The organism is Synechococcus sp. PCC 7335, from assembly GCF_000155595.1.
Taxonomy (GTDB): domain Bacteria; phylum Cyanobacteriota; class Cyanobacteriia; order Phormidesmidales; family Phormidesmidaceae; genus Phormidesmis.
On the sequence record NZ_DS989906.1, the window covers coordinates 26345 to 45480 of the forward strand.

The 19136-nt window shown below is 49.5% G+C and carries 19 protein-coding genes and 1 pseudogene; 13 read left to right on the forward strand and 7 right to left on the reverse strand.

What is annotated here, in order from left to right:
- Positions 1 to 27: 27 nt before the first annotated feature.
- On the reverse strand, positions 28 to 207 hold the full coding sequence (locus S7335_RS29390; RefSeq protein ID WP_006458541.1) for a hypothetical protein: 180 nt from the start codon (positions 205 to 207) through the stop codon (positions 28 to 30).
- 149 nt (positions 208 to 356) lie between these two features.
- On the opposite strand from S7335_RS29390, the gene S7335_RS23300 reads away from it, so the two are divergent.
- Complete coding sequence (locus tag S7335_RS23300; RefSeq protein WP_006458576.1) at positions 357 to 1718, forward strand: IS66 family transposase; 1362 nt, start codon at positions 357 to 359, stop codon at positions 1716 to 1718.
- Between the two features lie 273 nt (positions 1719 to 1991).
- Here S7335_RS23300 and S7335_RS23305 read toward each other — a convergent pair whose 3' ends face one another.
- Positions 1992 to 2219: a hypothetical protein gene (locus S7335_RS23305; RefSeq protein ID WP_006458533.1), complete on the reverse strand. Its 228-nt coding sequence runs from the start codon at positions 2217 to 2219 to the stop codon at positions 1992 to 1994.
- Positions 2220 to 2441: 222 nt separating this feature from the next.
- On the opposite strand from S7335_RS23305, the gene S7335_RS23310 reads away from it, so the two are divergent.
- On the forward strand, positions 2442 to 2972 hold the full coding sequence (locus S7335_RS23310; protein WP_006458655.1) for a hypothetical protein: 531 nt from the start codon (positions 2442 to 2444) through the stop codon (positions 2970 to 2972).
- A gap of 691 nt (positions 2973 to 3663) precedes the next feature.
- Positions 3664 to 4401, forward strand: a complete 738-nt coding sequence (locus tag S7335_RS23315; RefSeq protein ID WP_050766047.1) for a pentapeptide repeat-containing protein — start codon at positions 3664 to 3666, stop codon at positions 4399 to 4401.
- Here S7335_RS23315 and umuC read toward each other — a convergent pair.
- Both umuC and S7335_RS23325 read right to left on the reverse strand, forming a co-directional pair.
- Positions 4398 to 5675 (reverse strand): translesion error-prone DNA polymerase V subunit UmuC, encoded by a 1278-nt coding sequence (gene umuC / locus S7335_RS23320; protein ID WP_006458587.1) that lies wholly within the window; start codon positions 5673 to 5675, stop codon positions 4398 to 4400. The two genes, S7335_RS23315 and umuC, sit on opposite strands and share 4 nt — an antisense overlap.
- 12 nt (positions 5676 to 5687) lie before the next feature.
- Entirely contained in the window at positions 5688 to 6116 is a 429-nt protein-coding gene (locus S7335_RS23325) for a LexA family transcriptional regulator (RefSeq protein WP_006458613.1), read from the reverse strand.
- Positions 6117 to 6585: 469 nt separating this feature from the next.
- Between S7335_RS23325 and S7335_RS23335 the strand changes: the two genes are divergently transcribed.
- The 3 genes from S7335_RS23335 to S7335_RS28630 all read left to right on the forward strand — a co-directional run bounded on the left by S7335_RS23335 (position 6586) and on the right by S7335_RS28630 (position 8604).
- On the forward strand, positions 6586 to 6924 hold the full coding sequence (locus S7335_RS23335; RefSeq protein WP_006458679.1) for a hypothetical protein: 339 nt from the start codon (positions 6586 to 6588) through the stop codon (positions 6922 to 6924).
- Positions 6925 to 7136: 212 nt separating this feature from the next.
- Positions 7137 to 8219, forward strand: coding sequence for a transposase (locus S7335_RS23340; RefSeq protein ID WP_038019365.1), 1083 nt, complete (start codon positions 7137 to 7139; stop codon positions 8217 to 8219).
- Positions 8220 to 8223: 4 nt separating this feature from the next.
- Entirely contained in the window at positions 8224 to 8604 is a 381-nt protein-coding gene (locus tag S7335_RS28630; RefSeq protein ID WP_006458561.1) for a tetratricopeptide repeat protein, read from the forward strand.
- An 861-nt stretch (positions 8605 to 9465) separates the two neighbouring features.
- On the opposite strand, the pseudogene S7335_RS23350 reads toward S7335_RS28630, so the two are convergent.
- Positions 9466 to 9993 (reverse strand): annotated as a pseudogene (locus tag S7335_RS23350) (IS6 family transposase); the annotation flags it as partial.
- Between the two features lie 93 nt (positions 9994 to 10086).
- On the reverse strand, positions 10087 to 10323 hold the full coding sequence (locus tag S7335_RS23355; RefSeq protein ID WP_006458589.1) for a DUF433 domain-containing protein: 237 nt from the start codon (positions 10321 to 10323) through the stop codon (positions 10087 to 10089).
- 160 nt (positions 10324 to 10483) lie between these two features.
- Between S7335_RS23355 and S7335_RS23360 the strand changes: the two genes are divergently transcribed.
- A complete protein-coding gene (locus S7335_RS23360; RefSeq protein WP_227500112.1) occupies positions 10484 to 11209 on the forward strand; it encodes an IS6 family transposase in 726 nt (241 codons plus the stop codon).
- Between the two features lie 283 nt (positions 11210 to 11492).
- Positions 11493 to 12545, forward strand: coding sequence for an IS110 family transposase (locus tag S7335_RS23365; RefSeq protein WP_038020103.1), 1053 nt, complete (start codon positions 11493 to 11495; stop codon positions 12543 to 12545).
- 592 nt (positions 12546 to 13137) lie between these two features.
- Here S7335_RS23365 and S7335_RS29325 read toward each other — a convergent pair.
- Positions 13138 to 13269 (reverse strand): hypothetical protein, encoded by a 132-nt coding sequence (locus tag S7335_RS29325; protein ID WP_006458605.1) that lies wholly within the window; start codon positions 13267 to 13269, stop codon positions 13138 to 13140.
- Between the two features lie 328 nt (positions 13270 to 13597).
- Between S7335_RS29325 and S7335_RS26430 the strand changes: the two genes are divergently transcribed.
- The 5 genes from S7335_RS26430 (at position 13598) to S7335_RS23385 (ending at position 19076) form a co-directional block, all read left to right on the forward strand.
- Positions 13598 to 15367, forward strand: a complete 1770-nt coding sequence (locus S7335_RS26430) for a M10 family metallopeptidase (RefSeq protein ID WP_006458592.1) — start codon at positions 13598 to 13600, stop codon at positions 15365 to 15367.
- A 205-nt stretch (positions 15368 to 15572) separates the two neighbouring features.
- Positions 15573 to 17207 (forward strand): beta-propeller fold lactonase family protein, encoded by a 1635-nt coding sequence (locus tag S7335_RS23375; RefSeq protein ID WP_006458540.1) that lies wholly within the window; start codon positions 15573 to 15575, stop codon positions 17205 to 17207.
- Positions 17208 to 17216: 9 nt separating this feature from the next.
- Positions 17217 to 18257 (forward strand): cysteine synthase A, encoded by a 1041-nt coding sequence (gene cysK, locus S7335_RS23380; RefSeq protein WP_006458567.1) that lies wholly within the window; start codon positions 17217 to 17219, stop codon positions 18255 to 18257.
- A 33-nt stretch (positions 18258 to 18290) separates the two neighbouring features.
- Positions 18291 to 18419 carry a hypothetical protein gene (locus S7335_RS29330; protein WP_255346496.1) on the forward strand — a complete coding sequence of 43 codons (129 nt, stop codon included), beginning with the start codon at positions 18291 to 18293 and terminating at the stop codon, positions 18417 to 18419.
- Positions 18420 to 18440: 21 nt separating this feature from the next.
- Positions 18441 to 19076: a peroxiredoxin gene (locus S7335_RS23385; protein WP_006458517.1), complete on the forward strand. Its 636-nt coding sequence runs from the start codon at positions 18441 to 18443 to the stop codon at positions 19074 to 19076.
- Positions 19077 to 19136: the final 60 nt, after the last annotated feature.

A 19136-nucleotide genomic window follows, 5' to 3' on the forward strand; every position in this document is an offset into this window, starting at 1 on the left:
AACCTTACGATCAACTTAAGCATCAACTTAGTCTGAAGTATCCTCATCAGACCAACCTAATTTTTGAGCGATCGCTTCCAACAGCAAATGCTTCTCGGCCATCATCCGCCCGAACGAGCGAGAGCACATGATGTTTTTCTTGGGCTGAATCTCTTCTAGTCCCAGACAGGCCGTCCCACGCAGTTCGTGAACGATACGCTCTGCCACTACGTTGTACAGTTGTCGAATTGTTCTTGGTCACGCCTCTCTTAGTTCAGCGTAGCGTAATTTCCTGTAGTCGAAAAAGGATAAATGTAATTGCTCAACTCCCCCTTGAGCGAGGTTGCGAGAAATAAGTCATGGCGTAAGGTAGTGATATGGAAAAGCTACCGGATTTAAGCAGTCTAACGCCCGAAGCCAAAGATGCCTTGATAGAGCGGCTATGGGAAGAGTTACAAAACCAACGGAAAAGCATAGAAGGGCTGAAGAGCAGACCAAAGAAGACCAGTCAGAATTCAAGTAAGCCGCCATCCAAGGGGTTCAAGGCGAATAAAGCGAAAAAGAAAGGCGGTGAGCGCCGAGAAGCGAGCGTAGGCAGAGCAGGTGGTGGCCGCAAGCTTCATGCCAATCCGAACCAAAGGGTAAGTGCCCATTTACAGTGCTGCCCGTCGTGTCATGAGTCAATTCCTCTAACGTCTCAACACTTGCACAGTCGCTACGACAAGATAGAGCTACCGCCGATAGCGCCTGTGGTGACGCGAGTAGAGCGCTACTGTGGAGAGTGCCTAACCTGCGGGTATCAGAGTGTGGCAACAGTGCCGCCAGAGCTGGCAGCGGGTTCACCGTTTGGCGAAACGATAGAACGATTCATCGCGTATCTGCGCTACGGTCATGCCATTAGCTATCAGCGGCTGCAACAGCTGTGCAAAGAGGTGTTTAATCTATCGATATCAGAAGGTGCGATAGCTAATCTGCTCTCACGGGTCAAGACTCGATTGGAGAAACCGCTAGGAGAGATACAAACTCGGCTACAGCAGTCGGCCGTGATCTGCTCAGACGAGACTAGTGCTCGGGTAGAGGGAAGAACGGAGTGGGAATGGGTGTTTCAGAACGAAGACGTTTGTCTCCATGTGATTTGTCCGAGCCGAGGTGCCAACGTTATCTATGCCGTTTTAGGCGAGCATACCCCGGCCACCTGGGTCTCTGATATGTTCAGCGCTCAGCGTTGTCATCCTGGCCAACAGTGGCAGGTGTGTCTAGCCCATCAGCTGCGGGATACGCAGTATGCGATAGACGCTGGCGATGAGGTCTTTGCACCCGCAATGAAGCAGTTATTCCTCGACGCCCTGAAACTTCATAAAAGACGCGACCAGCTAGCGGTCTCTACGCGATATCAATATCGTTTAGCCATTCAACGCAGACTCAGAAAGCTGCTGTCGCTAGACCCTTCTCAAACCGATGGGCAGCGGTTGAAAAAGCGATACGAGACCATTCTAGACAATTTGTTTCTGTTCCTCGAAGATGACTCAATTCCACCGACCAACAATTCTAGTGAGCAGGCAATTCGGATGAGTGCCCTCTTCCGCAAAGTTACCAATGGGTTTCGCTCTGAGTGGGGCAAGGAGCTATTCGCTGCTGTTCGCTCTGTCGTCAATACGGGCCAGCGTCAGGGCTTATCTGCCCTGCAATCGATTGAAGCTGCTTTGTCTGCCCAGGGCTCTCTCTTTCTACCCAGTTGAGCAATTACGGATAAATATTAAAAAAGAGGCAGATGCTATTGCAAAGAGAGTACTAGCACTAAATTTAAGTTCAACAGCAGACTCAATGGCGGTACCAAACAGCACACAAGCATAGCTATAAAACACCAAAGTTCGGGTTCGCCAAGGTTTAGGCTTGCGACGAGATATTAATTTATTGTTCATTGAACTTTCCTATTCTCCTTTATGTTGCTTTCATCTTAGGATGCGTTCCATCGCAGCATCCACCGCTGTCCATTTTCGGTATCGGTTCTGTCAGTGAGGATCATTTTCTTCTGATGAATCAGACCAGCCTAGTTCCTGAGCGATCGCTTGACGGCATACCTCTTGCCAGTCTTCGATTAGTCCGCTTTTAATAGCAGTCTTCATCGAAGCAGGCATCCGAATCGTCATCTTCTCAGTACAAGGTTCTGACCAATCGTGCTTTTGTTTAAAGCCATGGTCAGCTATATCAGGATTGCCGCCTGGTCTCCCTTTTGCCATATTTCCTCACTAACACCTCTTGAGGGATTTCCGCTAGAGCTAAGCATACGTAGTATAACAGCCTTGATTTAGTGAGACGGTCACACTATAATGGATTTTGTTGCAAGACTACTAAGTATTCAATCAAGCTGTTCCAACCGTTCTTAGGAGTCTCTATAATGTCTTTTAGTCAACAGGCACAAAGGTTTCTAGTTCCCTATCCTTACACACCCACGGTATTCGATGAGTAAAGACATAGATTTCTTAGTAGAACTAGCTGAATTATCTACAGCGTCTGAAGAGACTTTACCCACTGAAAAAACTGACGAGTCTATGTACAGGCGTTGCAAAGTTGCGTCTAAGCTGCTAAAACCAAAGCTTAGACAAGCGGCTGCCGACGGTCAATACGATAGTATTGCGATTCTGAAACTATATTCTTCTGATTTTCAATCGGTGAAACCTTTCCGAAGACCGCGTAATTCTGATGTCGATAGTGAAGCTTTTCAGATTTTTACATGGGACTTAGCAGAGGAAGGCTTTCGGTGCTTCATTGATCGTCCAGGACTGTCCTCGTCGCTAGTAGCCTTTCAACACTGCGGCATCTCGAAGTCAGCACAATCGGATAGATGGGTACTGTACGTTTTGTTGCCGCAACGTGAACCTCCTCGACGCTACTGGGCTAGGACTCTCGCATTCCATGCCAAGAAGATTGTTCTTCATCTGCTGGCTTTTGCCCTTGTTGCATTGATAAGCCTCCTAATCTTTGCTGCCTAAGTATTATTGGCGCTCGAAATATACGTTGAAAGCCAAGCAGGTAATACAGCAGTGGTTATACTTTACGTGGGTTTGGCAGCACTGATTATCAGCACCTTAGTTTCTATTGAGGCTGCTGTTTTCTTTGCGCTTACGGATAGCTGAGCAGCATTGTTCACATCAGAATAGACTCAGACTTAAGATAGGATAAGCTATGCTACGAAGTTTACAAACGTTGAATATTCAAGCGACCTCTCTTAAGTACAAGCAAGCAGGTTTCTTACAGAAATCGTCGTAAAGCCCACTGATTTTAATCGTGGGATATAAGACGGTGAGCGTAGCGAACAATCTTGCTCAAAGCTTTATATAGCAACGGTGTCAGGTTATTAGGTGGTGATAAAGTATACCTATGGCACCCGTGACGACGACGCTAAAACTAAAGTGCTTTGACCTCAATCAGGCCAAAGCAAATATGTTTGGGCAAACGACAGCAGCGACAACGCAGTTGGCGAATGAGTGCTGGGTTGGATTATCACTATCAAGATAGTGGATTGCGAGTTGTTTGTTCGGATGTCGAGAGCTAGTGAAAAATCCATGAGACTTGAGGAGAATTGATGGAATTGAGGGAGCATAGGAAGACGCAATCACCTTCTCAGTTCATTTGATATGTTGTAGTTGTCTAAAGAAGTTACTGATTAAAAAGGTATTTTGAATGTCTAGTAATCCTACCCAACCGGCTTTTCTATTTGTCCTAGAGCAACATGTGGCGGACTGGCGGCAGATGGTATTGCCGCCGTATTGGCTAGGCGATCGCCGAGCTCCCGAGTATCTACAACGAATCAGAGAGGTAGGCGGGAAATACCTGCGGTTGCGTAGCGCTAATCTACAAGGCGTTAATCTGAGCGGCGCTAACTTGCGGAAAGCCGATCTGAGTAGCGCCAACCTCAGTAGTGCTAATTTACGCGAAGTCGACCTAAGTGATGCAACTCTGTACTGTATCGACTTAGAGGACGCTTCTTTAGTCAGGGCCAAGCTGTGTGACGCCAAAATGCAAGGCGCTATCCTACACAGGGCAGATTTGAGGGGCGCAGATCTCAGTGGCGCGAACCTCGATAGAGCCGAACCGAACAAGGCTTGCTTACGCGGCGTTAACCTGCATGGAGCCAGTCTGTTCGCAGCGGATCTACGCGGAGCTGATTTACAAGAAGCCGATTTGCATGGAGCCAACTTGTTCTTCGCGGATCTCAAAGCAGCCAATCTAAACAATAGCGACTTGTGTGGAGCCGTCCTAGAAATGACTGATCTAAACCAGGTTTCTCTAGTAGGAGCAAAAGTTGATAATACTCGATTCGGTGAGGGTGAAGGGTTGTCCGATGAGAGAAAGGAAGATCTGAAGCAGAGAGGCGCAATTTTTGGGTGGGATGCGTTTTGCGAAGAGAACAAACCCTAGCATCTAACCTTGACTATCTCCTTGAGCCGTGTCGTATACCGGGGCGATCGCCACTGCTGTCTCATCCCCCAAGACTTCCGCTGCTTGCCCTTCTCTAGTCCTTGAGCCGCAAAGCGAACTGTACCTCTACCCATCTTGGCGTTAAGCGAATCCATCAGCGCCATTAACTCATCGGACTGCTCGTGGTCGGTAGAGCAGAACAAGTTTCCCTGTACGGTGGTAGCCGGGGCCAGGTCAACCAGCATAACGCCGCACTTGTGGTACTCAAACCCAGGTCGATACAGCTGTGCCATACATGCTCTGGCCGCATGGATAATCTCGCGGCTATCGCGGCTAGGTACGGTGAATGACCAGGTGCAGCTATTGCTGTACTGCGCCTCATGCTTACGGAATCTGTTGGTTTGCAAGAACACCTGCAACCCCCCACAGCGACTGCCCTGGCCGCGTAGCTTTCCGGCTGCTCTAGCGGCATGGTCAGCGATCGCCTCCAACAGTAAATGCTTCTCAGAGATCATCTGCCCGAACGAGCGCGAACACATAATGTTCTTCTTCGGCTGGATCTCTTCTAGTCCCAGACAAGCGGTTCCGCGTAGTTCATGAACAATACGCTCTGCCACTACGTTGAACACCTGGCGAATTGTCCTTGGCTCAGCGGCTCGTAAGTCAGCAGCAGTTTTAATACCAATCGCGTTGAGCTTGAGTGCCCAGCGCCGCCCGATGCCCCAGATATCTTCGACTGCAATAGTGGGAAGCACCTGGTCTTGGAGGGTGCGATCACACAAGTTAAAAACACCGCTCGTTGTTCGCTTCTTTGCCACATAGTTTGCGACCTTAGCCAGTGTTTTAGTAGGTCCGATACCCACGCCGATAGGTATGCCTGTCCATTGATGAACTTTCCTTTGCATCTGGCGTCCGTAGTCAGTGAGGTCAAGGTGGGCAAAGCCGTCCAGTTGTAGAAAAACCTCATCGATTGAATAAACTTCCATATCCGGGGTGAATGTCCCCAAACATGCCATTACCCGCTGAGACATATCACCATAGAGGGCGTAGTTAGAAGAGAAAACTGCAACATTGTTTTGAGTACAGAGGCTTCGATACTTATGCCACGGCCCGCCCATTGGTACCCCTAACGTTTTTAGTTGTGGTGATCTAGCAATAAAACAACCGTCGTTATTTGATAGCACACCACAGGCGTGAGTCTCTAGCTCAGGCCGGAATACCCGCTCGCAGGACACGTAGAATTGGTTGCAGTCACAAAGAGCAAAGATCGGCATGGAATAACCCTCTCAGCGCATCGAGCGAATGATATGGATGACAACACCCCAAATCCGCACGTCGGCATCCTCACCCAGTTCAATCGAAGGATAGTCAGGGTTTGCTGCCATCAGGAAGGTTTGCTGTTCCTTCTGACATAGCTTTTTAACCGTCAGTTCGCCATCGATCGCCGCAACAACAACTCTGCCGTGGCGCGGTTCTTCACTACGATCAACAATGAGCAAGTCCTCATGATGAATACCTTCGCCTACCATTGACCAGCCATCAGCACGGACAAGGAAAGTGGCGCTAGGATGCGGAATCAGATGCTCGTTCAGGTTGATATGGCCATCAAGGTGATCGGTTGCAGGCGAAGGAAACCCAGCTGAGACCGGACAGCTATACAGCGGAAGTAGATGCGATCGGTACGGAATCAGACGGAGCGCTTCAGAAACGATCATAGAATTCAGTAATGCGGGAGGACAGAATCGGTTGCCACACAGCGCTCCTGATAGCTATGCGGCAGGTCTTAGAAGGTGAGGTGAAGCAAACTGATAATTCTCAAAACATCAAAAAATATAGTACAAAAGAACTAAAATTTAAGATTACTGCTACGCCCGTGAGAAATCAAGTCCCTTGGTTCTGCAAGTAGTTCTGAAGGCAGAGGTCGAACATAGAATCACCCTTGAGCACCGTCTAAGGTACTCCTGTGCAACGTTTTTGGTCGGAGTGGTTTATGGATACTATCTTGGCGGATCGGTTAGTGCGGATTAAGTCCGAGCGGGTCTTCGTGAGGAGATGCGCCTAGCTAACCGCGCTAGGCCACAAAGCTGTGGGTACTCTAGCCCAAGTTCTGCAAACAATTACCAGATTGAGATGTAGGGATAAGCCTGACCATAATTTCTGATAGATAAGAGTTGCTAAATTACTATGAATAGCCGCAATAAACCTGAGCATCCTGTTGGTAGGTACCAAGATTTTCTTGATGCTGCTCTGGGAACTGATATGACTCAAGGAATGGAGAAACGTCATGCTGCTAGAGTCTTAGAAGCAATAGACTATGCAGATCAGGAAGACTATGTAGAAGCCACCGCTCTATTTTCGATGGCTTCAAGTACCGCTCCCACAGCTTCAGGTAAGCAGTCCTGCCTGCTTTTATCAAAGGGAGCAAGTGATGCTTACAATGCTTATGAGAATGCACTTGCAAATGCTGCCTCTGAGATAAAAGCTAAAGAGATAGCACAAGCAGCCTGGAACCTGATTGGCTGACAAAAGATGCAATAGCCAGGTTGAATCGCTGTCATACAGGGACTTGAGAGCCGCAAAGGTTGCGAGGGGGAGCCAGCGTTCTAAGATTTAGATGCAACTCAAAACCAAAGGAACGCTGTGAAAAAAACTCCCGCCTCTACGATGCCTTGAAAGCCTGGCTGGGTCAAGATTGCCCCTGGGCACATCTATCGCATCTAACGACCTGCTGTTGGATGGTGTTTGCGCTGATTCAAACCGGCAGCGTCAGCCTGACAAAGTGGACAACCTACTTGCCCTGTCGCGGTCTCTACGCCCAGAGTAAACAAAGACGGGTGCGTCGCTGGTTAGGCAATAGCCGCATCAACATCCACCGATTGTACAAACCGCTGATTCAAGCGGCCTTGGCGACCTGGGAAGCCGAGTGCCTTTATCTTTGTTTAGACACCTCGCTGTTTTGGGAGCAGTACTGCTTAATTCGGCTAGCCGTGGTGTATCGAGGCCGCTCCATTCCTCTGGCTTGGCGAGTTCTAGAACACAACAGTGCCTCTGTTGCGTTTGAAGCCTATGAAGAACTGCTCAGGCAGTCTACGCAATACTTGCCTTCAAACGCAAACATGATTCTGTTGGCCGACCGAGGCTTTGTGCATACCCGTGCGATGACGCTGATAAAACAACTCGGCTGGCACTACCGCATCCGTATCAAAAGTGACACCTGGATTTGGCGACCCGGTTCCGGCTGGTGTCAACCTAAATCGTTTCACCTAGAACGAGGTCGGGCACTATGTTTCCACCACATCAGACTCCATCGTCACGAACAGTACGGCCCAGTGCATGTCATCATCGGGCGCAACAACATCAATGGTGAACTTTGGGCCGTCGTCAGCGACCAGCCCACTAGCCCGCAAACCTTTATGGAATATGCCTTGCGCTTCGATATCGAGGAAGGATTTTTAGACGACCAGTCCGCCGGTTGGAATCTACAACGCTCTGAGATTCGAGGCCTCACTGACCTCTCTCGCTTATGGTTTATTCTGGCAGTAGCCACGCTTTACGTCACGGCTCAAGGCGTAGCGGTTGTGCAATCAGGCCGTAGGCGATGGATTGACACACACTGGGATAGAGGCAACAGCTACTTTCGCATCGGATTGGAGTGGACTAAGGCGGCTCTGCTCAACGGTTGGCAGGTGATTAAACAGGCTTGTTTTACCTCTCACATTGATCCGCAACCGGCGATGGCTTCTAGGCCACAACACAACAAGAAGTCCGGGCGCTTGCTCGATTTCAGCGTGATTACCGTTAAGTTTGTTCCTGATTAAACTTTTGTCAGCCAATCAGGCCTGGAACACTGTACAAACCGAATTATCCAATTACTTAAACTTTCTAGGCTTTTACTATTGTGAACGCAAGAAGCACTTAGAAGCAATTGAATTTTATGATAGAGCGATCAAGATTAATCCACGTTGCTCAATGGCATATTTGAGTCGTGGCTACAATAAAGCTGAATTGGATCTTTACGATGAAGCAATTAAAGATCTGCAAATTGCCGAGCAGCTTTACAATGAGCAAGGTGACAAAGTTAACAGCCAATATGCTCAAGAAATTTTGATGCTAATAAAATCTGGGGTTTTTTGCACAACCCCTCGAAAAGGTATAGTCCAGATTGAGATCGTCGAGACTCATTCTTGTGCTGGCCATATTTAGCGAGCGCAGAGTATAGTCGATACTTTGAATATTAAAGTCTATTCAGTTGTTAGCATTGGCTAATTCCAGCTTTACTACCTAGCTTGACACAGCTACTTTTAGCTACCGTCTTTAGTCGCGGTTAATCACTCTTCGATGGTTAACAACTGCATAACGGCGCATTATCTTCTCTGCTTCTAGCAAGTACAACAGCTTCAGTTGAGCGCCAGAATACCTACTGCTCATTAGTCTAGCAAGCGTTAGGAGAGTTTTTGGGTGCTGGCAGAAAGTTCTGACAACTTGAGGGAAAACACAATGAGAAAAACTTTTTGTGGTCGTGCGATCACAAAGCTTAGCTACGTTTACATGCTGAACTACCCAACGAAAGTATTGATAGATAGCAATCAGGTTTTATCAATACTTTGAAAGGACTTAGTATGTGATCGCTTTGGAAAACGGTGCATGGCCGTGTTAGTTAGCGAGCTATATTCCATACAGCGACTCCATATCGAACGCATTGACACACAAGGTACACAGCATTGCGACCGATCAATCAAAAGCCTGAATCTACTGCTGTGAAAGAGATTACGTGGCTATTTCAATAACGAGTCTCAGTCGTCCTATTGTGGACTTTACCTTTTCGAGGGGTTGTGCAAAAAACCCATTATTCGTGGATCGTTTGGGCCGATGAAACTGAACGGGAGCGACTCCAACAATTGCATCTATCCCCATATCGACGTCCTCCTGCTCAATGCTGGCTCAAACCTACCGATGACTTGACTGAAAAGCCTGCCACAAATCAGGTGTTGAAATAACGTTATTTAGGAGCTCGACCGATGTCACCTAACTCTAAACGGCCAAAAACAGATGGGGGTATTGAGAATGGTTCATCTCGACTATGTTGTTCAAGTATTTTGTCTGCCGGATTTTTGTTGCTTTCGGTAGGGACTCGTCAGTCTTCAATGCTTCAATCGCAGGCGGATAGGCGGCATTCTTATCGATGGTGATTACTCTCGGTGCAATTGTGTGCGAGGCGTTGAGTACCTTGTTGAAAAAGCGTTTAGCCGCTTTGGCATCCCGTTTGGCGCAGAGCATAAAGTCTAACGTATTGCCCTCAGAATCAACAGCTCGATAGAGATACTTCCACTTTCCTCGGACTTTTACGTATGTCTCATCAGTCCTCCACGAGTCGTTGGTAGGCTTCAGATGGCGGCGAGAGCGCTGGTCTAGTTCTGGGCTATAGGCCTGCACCCAGCGGTAGATTGTCGTATGGTCAACGTTGACGCCCCGTTCGAGCATCATTTCTTCTATGTCCCGGTAGCTGAGGCTATAGCGCAGATACCAACGCACCGTCAGCAAGATAATGCCTGATTGGAAGTGACGCCATTTGAACGGTTTTGAGGAAGGCATAGCAAGGGTGCGAACTGGGCATCTCAGAATACCAATAAAGGGCTACGCAATTTTTGCAACACAGCCTTGGCAACTGAGCATCAACAATGAACTTCATGATGCTAGCTTATACAAACCTTTCACTTGACTCAACCGAGTCGCATACAACAGGGCTGAGAGTATATCATCCTCTTCCAAATCATCGTAGTCTGACAAAATCTCTGCATGGCTCATGCCTGAACTCAGTAGTTCCAAAATAAATTCTACTGGGTAGCGCAATCCTCTGATGCAGGGCTTTCCATGGCAGACCCCTGGATCAATAGTTATCCTGTCTAGAAGCGTGCTATCCATAAGAAACTCTTCGGGCAACGTTGTTTCAACTATACTCAGTCTGACACCATACAGAAATCCTGGCGCAATAAGTTTGTGAGAAACCGTCAGGATTCAGTAGCCAAAATCGAACAGTGGCCATCCTGCTGCTAGTCTGAGGCTACCCTCGCGACATCTTCCTATGGATTGCCCACACTGCCAATCGCCTCGTGTTTCATCTTTGCAGCGTGAAACCAGGCTGGGCTACACCATGTATCGGTGCAAGGAATGTCGTCGGACGTTCAATGAACGGACAGACACACTGTTCAATTTTATCGAAGTGCCTACCGACATCATCTTTCAGGTATTGCTCTGCCGCGTTCGATACAAGCTCAGCTATCGATATGTCGCTGAGTTTTTTCTGCTGCGTGGCTTCCAGTTCACCCATGAAACTGTGCGAGATTGGGAGGAACGCTTCCTGCCTCATTTTACTGAACAGATCAGGATGAAGCGGAAAGGTCAAGTCGGCAAGGTTTGGCTCGTTGACGAAACCTACATTCGGATAAAAGGGGCGTGGTGCTACCTCTATCGGGGCATGGATGAGGATGGCAATCTGGTGGATGTCCGTCTCAGCAAGACTCGCGATATGGCTGGCACCAAAGCTTTCTTTGCCCAATCCATTGGTCTTCACGAGGACGCTCCAGAGAAGGTCGCCACCGATGGATTGGCTTCCTATCCACGGGCGATCATAGAAGAACTAGGACAAGACACTGAGCACGAGGTGCGCCCCTGCACCGCCAATCCGGTGGAGCAGAGTCATCGACGCATCAAGCATCGCTATTACCCTACGCTGGGCTTCGGCGAGTTTGAAGCAGCTCAGAGATTCTGCCGAGCAGTCGATGAGGTGGGTCACTTTTTGAGGCCGTGATCGCGTATGGCAGAATTCGTATCTCTAGATGACCGAAGGAAACGGTTTATAAGTGGTGTTGAGGAACTGCAAACATTGTTCCAGGCCGCTTAAACAGAAAGAGAGAGAGGTGTGGTCGCGTTAATCGCGATACTTCGCAATTTGGCTACTGACTTCTGTTCCTATGATGAGTACATCAGGAATCAGAGCGTTCTTACCAAAAGTGCCCGAATTTTTTATGCCCCTATTTGGGCAAACGAATAGAATCTGGACACTCACCTATCGACCATGGAGGATTGCCATCATGCGTAAATCATCTAAAGTTGAGAGCTATCAGGATAAACAAGTGTTCGTTGGTATTGACGTACATAAGCGAACGTATACGATTGTCAGTTTTATGGATGGGATTGTCATCAAGAAATGGACGACCCCTGCGAGCAATGGCAAATTAGTTGCGCAACTGAAATCGTGGTACCCTCAGGCTGATATTCATGCCGCCTATGAAGCCGGGTTCTCAGGGTTTGGATTGCATCGAGCGTTAACACAAGCCGGTATCGAGAATTTAGTGGTGAATCCCGGCAGCATTGAAACCACCGTCCACAATCGAGTGAAAACAGATAAACGAGATGCTAAGAAGATCGCCTCCTTGCTAGCGGCGGGGAGACTCAGCGGCATCCGAGTTCCAACAGAACAAACCGAACATAAACGTCTCTTGACGCGAACTAGAGAACAATTAGTGAAGGAGCGAACGTCGATCAAGAACATGATTCGGATGCGCGCCCATCAGTTTGGCTTGCTTCTACCAGACGACAAACGAGAAATGAGCCAGAGCTTGCTGAAATCGATATTGGCCAAAACCCCCAGTCCTGAATTCACCATCATTCTCCAGGCCTATCGGAAAATCTGGAAAGTGCTTGACACGGAAATCAAAGCGATTGAAGCCAAGTTGAAACAGCAAGCACAACAAGATCCACTCGAAGTCACCTATCGGTCTGCCCCTGGCATTGGTCCACTCTCTTCGCGTATCCTATCCAACGAACTGGGTGATATGAGTCAGTTTGCCAACGAGCGTCAATTGTTTAGTTATACGGGCCTAACGCCCAGTGAGCACTCCAGTGGAGATGCCATTCGCCGGGGGCATATCACCCGACAAGGGAACACTAGAGTACGACACATACTGTGTGAATCAGCTTGGGTCGCCATTAGAAAAGACCGAAACTTGAGGGATTTCTATCAGCGACTTTATCCAAGAACGGGGAAGAAGAAAGCCATCGTTGCTGTAGCCAGAAAATTGGTCGGACGTCTCCGCTCAGCCTTCCGACAGGGGGAACCCTATCGATTCAATCCGATTGGCTAATCGATGAGAACGGATAAACCACAATGAGTCTGGAGAATATGAGCAGAGTTTTAACAACCAGCTTACTTTGCAACTACGAGAAATTGTCTGTAAATATTTACCTTGAGTAATTACGTAGTTCTGTATGTGGTGCAAGTATTTTAGAGCGAATAAGGAAAAGGTGGCACAGCGTTGACTGTGACCACGGATGACTGACTGTTTCAGCTCACCTCACTTTCTCAAGAGTCAGTACTTGGATAATGGAGGAAAATTAAAGTCACCATGACCGATAGCGAAGGCTGACCGACCCTGGAAGCATCAGGGTAAATTTTTGCTATACGCTATTGATTCTCATCATGACTGACATTTTCGTCTACAACGCTTGACCTTTCCCTCAACGACACCCATGCTTACAAGCCGACTCTGAGCCAGCAAGATACCCTTACATCGAGAAATTCTCGGGAAGCCAATGTATCCGATGCCGCGCCTTACTTTTCCATAACTGGTAGCTGCAAACTCCATACCTTTTTCACAACGACGAAGCCTGCATGCAGCCACTACCGTTAGAAACATCAGCAAACAGGTTCTCTCATCGGACTTGTGAAAAGGTCTTCTAAATTTCCCAGATTTGGGGAGCTTTGGTCACCTTCCTAGCGATCACCCCATTTCCATCAACAGTGACTTCCAAGTTGCTGACCTGTGAACTGACGTTGAGTACGCCAGTGGACAGGATCGTTCGTCTCAATTATTACCCTTCGCACACATGAAGAAGTCCTAATCTTTTCCGGACACAATCCTTGTCATTCTTGTTTCGGAGAACCCTGGCAGCCGACGCTTTGGAAAATTCCAAGTCATGGCTGACAAACAGCATCGCTAGATAAAGGTTGAATCGTCTGACATCTCTCATTGTCGCTGAAGTTTTGCGGCCATCCTGACTGACGTAAGCTGACAAAAAGCTAGCACCGGGATACCGACATCCAAATCCCATTGCTGACACTTATTTGGACACAGTGCAGTGTCAGCAAACAATCAAATCAACACCAGTTCAATCTCATTAAAACAGGAGAATTACTATGACTTATGGACAATTGACACCCACAACTTCCAATACAGCAACAGGTGAGCGGAATATTGATAGCCTAATCAGTGCAAAACGCTATCTGCACGAATCCAAACAGAGCTCAGGTGGCATGGGTGGTGATCCTGAGCAGCCACCATACGGTGGAGACGAACCACCAATCGGTGGAGGTGAGCCACCAATCGACCCTATTGATCCACCTGACGAATCCGACGAACCCGTAGGAATTAAAACACGTATTACCTACAGCTTCCCAGATGAATTTCGTGACAAGGATTACGAATCGGACTACGGAGGGTTTGATGGCTTTAATGCTTTCAACTCTGCTCAGAAAGCTGCTACTCGCAGCATCATGAAGATGTATGAGTCAGTGGCTAACTTCGATCTCGATGAGCTGACAGATAACAAGGATCGCGACGCGACTATCCGCCTTGCAAATGCAGATGGAACTAATCGATTCGATGGCATTGCTGGTTTTCCCTCCGAACCTGATTTTATGCAAGGGGACGTTTGGATTGACTCTGTCAACGACCCACGAAATACTAACCCCAAAATAGGGAATAAGGGATACTGGGTTCTGATGCATGAGATCGGCCATGCGTTGGGACTAACACATTCTCATGAAACCCATGCGAATTTAGATGGGCCTATGGATTCATGGCTGGACTCGAAAGAATTTACAGTGATGAGCTATAAAGCTCACGTGGGGGGAGAATTGATTCCGAACCCAGTAGATGAAGTGGATCAGCCACAGTCACTGATGATGTATGACATCGCTGCTATCCAGGCAATGTACGGTGCTAACTTCGATACCCGTTCTGGTAACACAACCTATACCTTCTCTACCAGTACTGGTGAGATGTTTGCCAATGGTCAGAGTTTAGGAAAACCAGAGAATAACACGATTTTTCGAACTATTTGGGACGGTAATGGCAGGGATACCTATGATTTCTCAAACACCGGACGCTCTCAAAGCATCAATCTAAGACCGGGTGCATGGAGTGATCTCAGTGCGGATTCGACTGCTCAGAACGCTCGACTCAAGATTGAATGGGGGGGAGTTGTCACAAAACGGGCTCGCGGACACATTGCAAACGCCCTACAGCACAACGACGACCCACGCTCTTTGATCGAAAATGCTAAAGGCGGCGGCGGCAGCGATACCATTCAAGGCAACATTGCCCGCAATCATTTGTATGGGAATGTAGGGGATGATCGTTTATGGGGCTGGGACAACAACGACACGCTCGATGGCGGTAGCGAGGATGATTTACTCTTTGGGGGGCGCCACAACGATATCCTCAAGGGTGGTCCTGGCAACGATATTTTGGTAGGTGCCGACCCGTATTCAAACACGCCCCACAACGAAGTTGACGTGCTGTGGGGCGGCGCTGATGCCGATCGCTTTGTATTAGGACTAGCATCTGATTATTCTGTCCCCACTGTAGGTGGCCCGCCTGCTAATCGCATCTTGTATGACGACAACGTCGTATGGACTGAAGGTCAAAATAGTTATGCCCTGATTATGGACTTTGAATTAGGGATAGATCGCATACAACTCAGGGGGGATTCTAGAGATTACAATTGGCGTTCTGTCGAAGTGGTTCATGACAATCAGACTTACTTAGGAACGGGCATTTACGTAGATAACCCAGTTCCCCACCGTGACGAATTGATTGGTGTTCTAGTGGGTGTTAATGCCAGTCAAATCAGTGTGTATGACAGCAGCCAGTTCTCTTATGTATATGCCACGACTGAGTTTTAGAGGTTGAATCCCAACGAAACTGTGATTGACAAAACAGAATCCGCTCATGCTAAATCTCTTGAAGCTATTGAATTAACAGAGACGTTTTAAAGCGTTGACGTAGCTCTATCCTTCTTTACAATCAGGGGCCGAGAGACTTAGCCGGAAACGTTGAATTGAAGATTTCCAAAATTGCATCCCATAAACAGCTAAGGAGCAAAGCATCATGGCTAACTTTGCAGTGCCAAATTTAATTGCCGATACAGGTTTGGGAGAAAACACCTTACCCAAAATCAATGCCAAGAGAGGACATGTCGCGATCGCCAATCGCAACTCGGGAGACCTCTCGATTTTGCATGAACAGACCGGTGCGGTGAAGGGCCACGTTGCCCTGCCGACCGGCCCGAACGGAGAAGCGGGGGAGCCTACTTACCTCTCTTTTCTCAATCGCACCGATGAGGTGGCCGTCGCCGATCGCGCCAACGACCGAGTGGTCTTCTACGACCAGCGCACCTACGAAGTTACCGGCACAGTGGATACGGGCGCGGGCAACTTCCACATGTGGGCGGCCCCCAAAGAAACCCAGCTTTGGGTGATCAACGACATTGATGAGGCCCTGACAGTCATTGACCCGCAAACTAAGACCGAAATCACGCGAATTCATTTGCCGGAGGAGTTGATTGGCGCAGACGCTAAGCCCCACGACCTGATTTTTGATCCGGCGGGTCAGTACGTTTACGTCACCGCGGAGCAGGAAGATCACCTCGATGACGATCTACTGCTGAAGATTGACACCCAGAGCTTTGAGGTCGTAGATGCCATCACCACGGGCAAACACACCCATGTCTCGGTTGCTCCCGAGCATAATCTGCTCTATGTGCTGTCCCAAGACAATGACACGATTGAAATCTATGACCATCGCGGCCTCGAACTTGAGCAAGTGGGCCATATCGATCAGCCCAATCCTCATGGAGTGAGTGCTGCCACCAATGGCCGGTACCTTTACACCACCAATATTTCGGATGGTGGCGAGCAGGGCATCTTCGTCATCGATACCGTCACGAACCAGATTGTGGGCGATGTGGATACACCGTTTGCGGTACCTCATAACCTGGCAGTGACGAATGATGGCAACAGTCTATTTCTCACCCACTCAGGAGCCGATGCCACTGCCGTCAGCCGGTTTTCTCTCGATGATCCAACCGATCCGGTGTGGCAGATTAGCGTCAATACTGGGGGACTCAATCCCTTTGGGTTGGCCTATATCCCTTCTGTCCACGATGAGCTGTACGTCTGTGGCGACAAAGACGACGTGCTTAAAACGGCCAAGGGCCAGGACACCGTCTATGGTGGCGCTGGCAAGGACAAGCTGTGGGGTCAAGGCGGCAACGACAAGCTGTTTGGCGAAGCCGATGATGACTACCTCCGTGGCAACCGGGGGGACGATGTGCTGATTGGCGGACTTGGCAACGACACCGTCAATGGCGGCAGCGGCGATGACCTGCTGATTGGCGCTCAAGTGGAGTCGCTCACCCCCGGCGCGGGCGAAGTGGATACCTACAAAGGTGGCAAAGGGGCCGATACGTTCGTGTTGGGCGATGCCCTCAGCGTCCATTACGACGATGGCGATCCAGCCTCTCTAGGCTTTGAGGATTATGGCTTGCTTAAAGACTTCACGTTAGATCAGCAAGACGTGGTTCGCCTGCACGGTAGCGCTGATCGATACGAGCTCGGCAGCGTTCAAGGCGATACGTTCATTTTTTATCAGGGCGAAGGCCAAACTGCGGAGCTGGTCGGCATCGTCCAAAACGTCACGGGGCTGAACTTAAACAGCGCGGCATTTGAATACGCAACCGTCTGAGGACGTGCTATGAAAATCGCTCACGACATTACCGCACTGGTTGGGTGTACCCCGCTGGTGCAGCTCAACCGCATTCCCCAAGCGGAGGGCTGTGTAGCCCGCATTGTTTTGAAATTAGAGAGCATGAACCCGGCTTCATCGGTGAAAGATCGCATCGCTATCAGCATGATTCAGGCCGCCGAAGACCAGGGGCTCATCTTCCCCGGGCAAACGATTTTGATCGAAGCGACGGGGGGCAATACCGGTATCGCGTTGGCAATGGCGGCGGCAGTCAAGGGCTATGCGCTGATGCTAACCATGCCCGACACCATGAGTCTGGAACGGCGGCGGCTCCTGCGAGCCTATGGGGCCGAGTTAGTGCTCACGCCGGGTAATTTAGGCATGAAGGGGGCGATCGCCCAAGCGACAGAACTGTTAGCGGCTATTCCCCATGCGTTCATGCTGCAGCAGTTCCAGAATCCCGCGAATCCCGAGATTCACCGTCAAACCACCGCTGAAGAAATCTGGGCCGATACCGAGGGGCGGGTTGACATTGTGGTGGCTGGGGCTGGCACCGGGGGCACCATCACCGGCATTGCCGCTGCTCTCAAGGCGCGCAAACCTGACTTTCAAGCGATCGCAGTAGAACCGGCTGCCAGTGCCGTACTTTCCGGCGGCACCCCAGGATCGCACCAGATTCAGGGCATTGGGGCGGGATTTATTCCCCCGGTCATGCAGGTGGATTGGATAGACGAGGTCATTGCCGTGGCGGATGACACCGTGATCGCCTATAGCCGTCGTCTGGCCCGCGAAGAGGGCATTCTCTCGGGCATCTCGACGGGGGCGGCGCTATGTGCCGCCGTCCAGGTGGCCCAGCGTCCAGAAAATACCGAAAAATTAATCGTTGTCATCCAACCGAGCGGGGGCGAACGGTACCTCAGCACCGCGCTGTTTCGAGAATTAGCAGTGTCTTCAGCATCGCCTTCGCAGTCATGGCCTCGGCAATCGCGTCTCGGCCATGTTCATCAGACCATCAAGCCAACCGCCACTGCCGCCATGGGTCAGCGCTAGTTCCCACTCTTCACTAATTTCTAGGAATTCATCATGAATGCTACTTACATCGCGCTGCAGCCCCAGCCTCCGCCTGGGTTGGCAGGCTCCACTGAGCTTATTGACCAGCTGTTAGAGGAATTTTCCCCCATCATTTCCCATGTATTTTGCTGCGATTTCTAACTACAACACCAGGAGAAAATTATGACTCTGCAACTAGGCGATATCGTCCCAAATTTCACTCAACAAACCACCGAGGGTGAAATCAACTTCTATGACTGGGCCGGGAATAGCTGGGTCGTGCTGTTTTCGCACCCCGCCGACTACACCCCGGTCTGCACGACGGAGTTGGGCAACGTGGCCAAACTCAAACCTGAGTTTGCCAAGCGCGGGGCCAAGGTGATTACCCTCAGTGTGGATGGCGTGAAGTCCCATCAGGGCTGGGTTGGGGACATCAACGAAACCCAGCGTACCACCGTGAACTATCCCATCATTGCGGATGAAGACAAGTCGGTGTCGAACCTTTACGGCATGATTCACCCAAATGCCAATGCCAAAGTGACGGTGCGGACGGTGTTCATCATCGACCCCAGCAGAAAGCTGCGACTCACGATGACGTATCCCCCCACCACTGGGCGGAACTTCACCGAAATTCTGCGGGTATTGGATTCGCTGCAGTTGACCGATAACTACAGCGTCGCCACCCCCGTGGATTGGCAGGACGGGGAGGATGTGGTGATTGTACCTACCATTCCTACCGATGTAGCCCGACAGAAGTTTCCCAAGGGCGTTAACGAAATCAAGCCCTATCTGCGCTTGACGCCGCAGCCGAATCGCTAGGTGATCGCAATTGCAGCCAGAAAGCAGATAGCTTCCCGAGTCGTTCGCTTGTACCAGTGA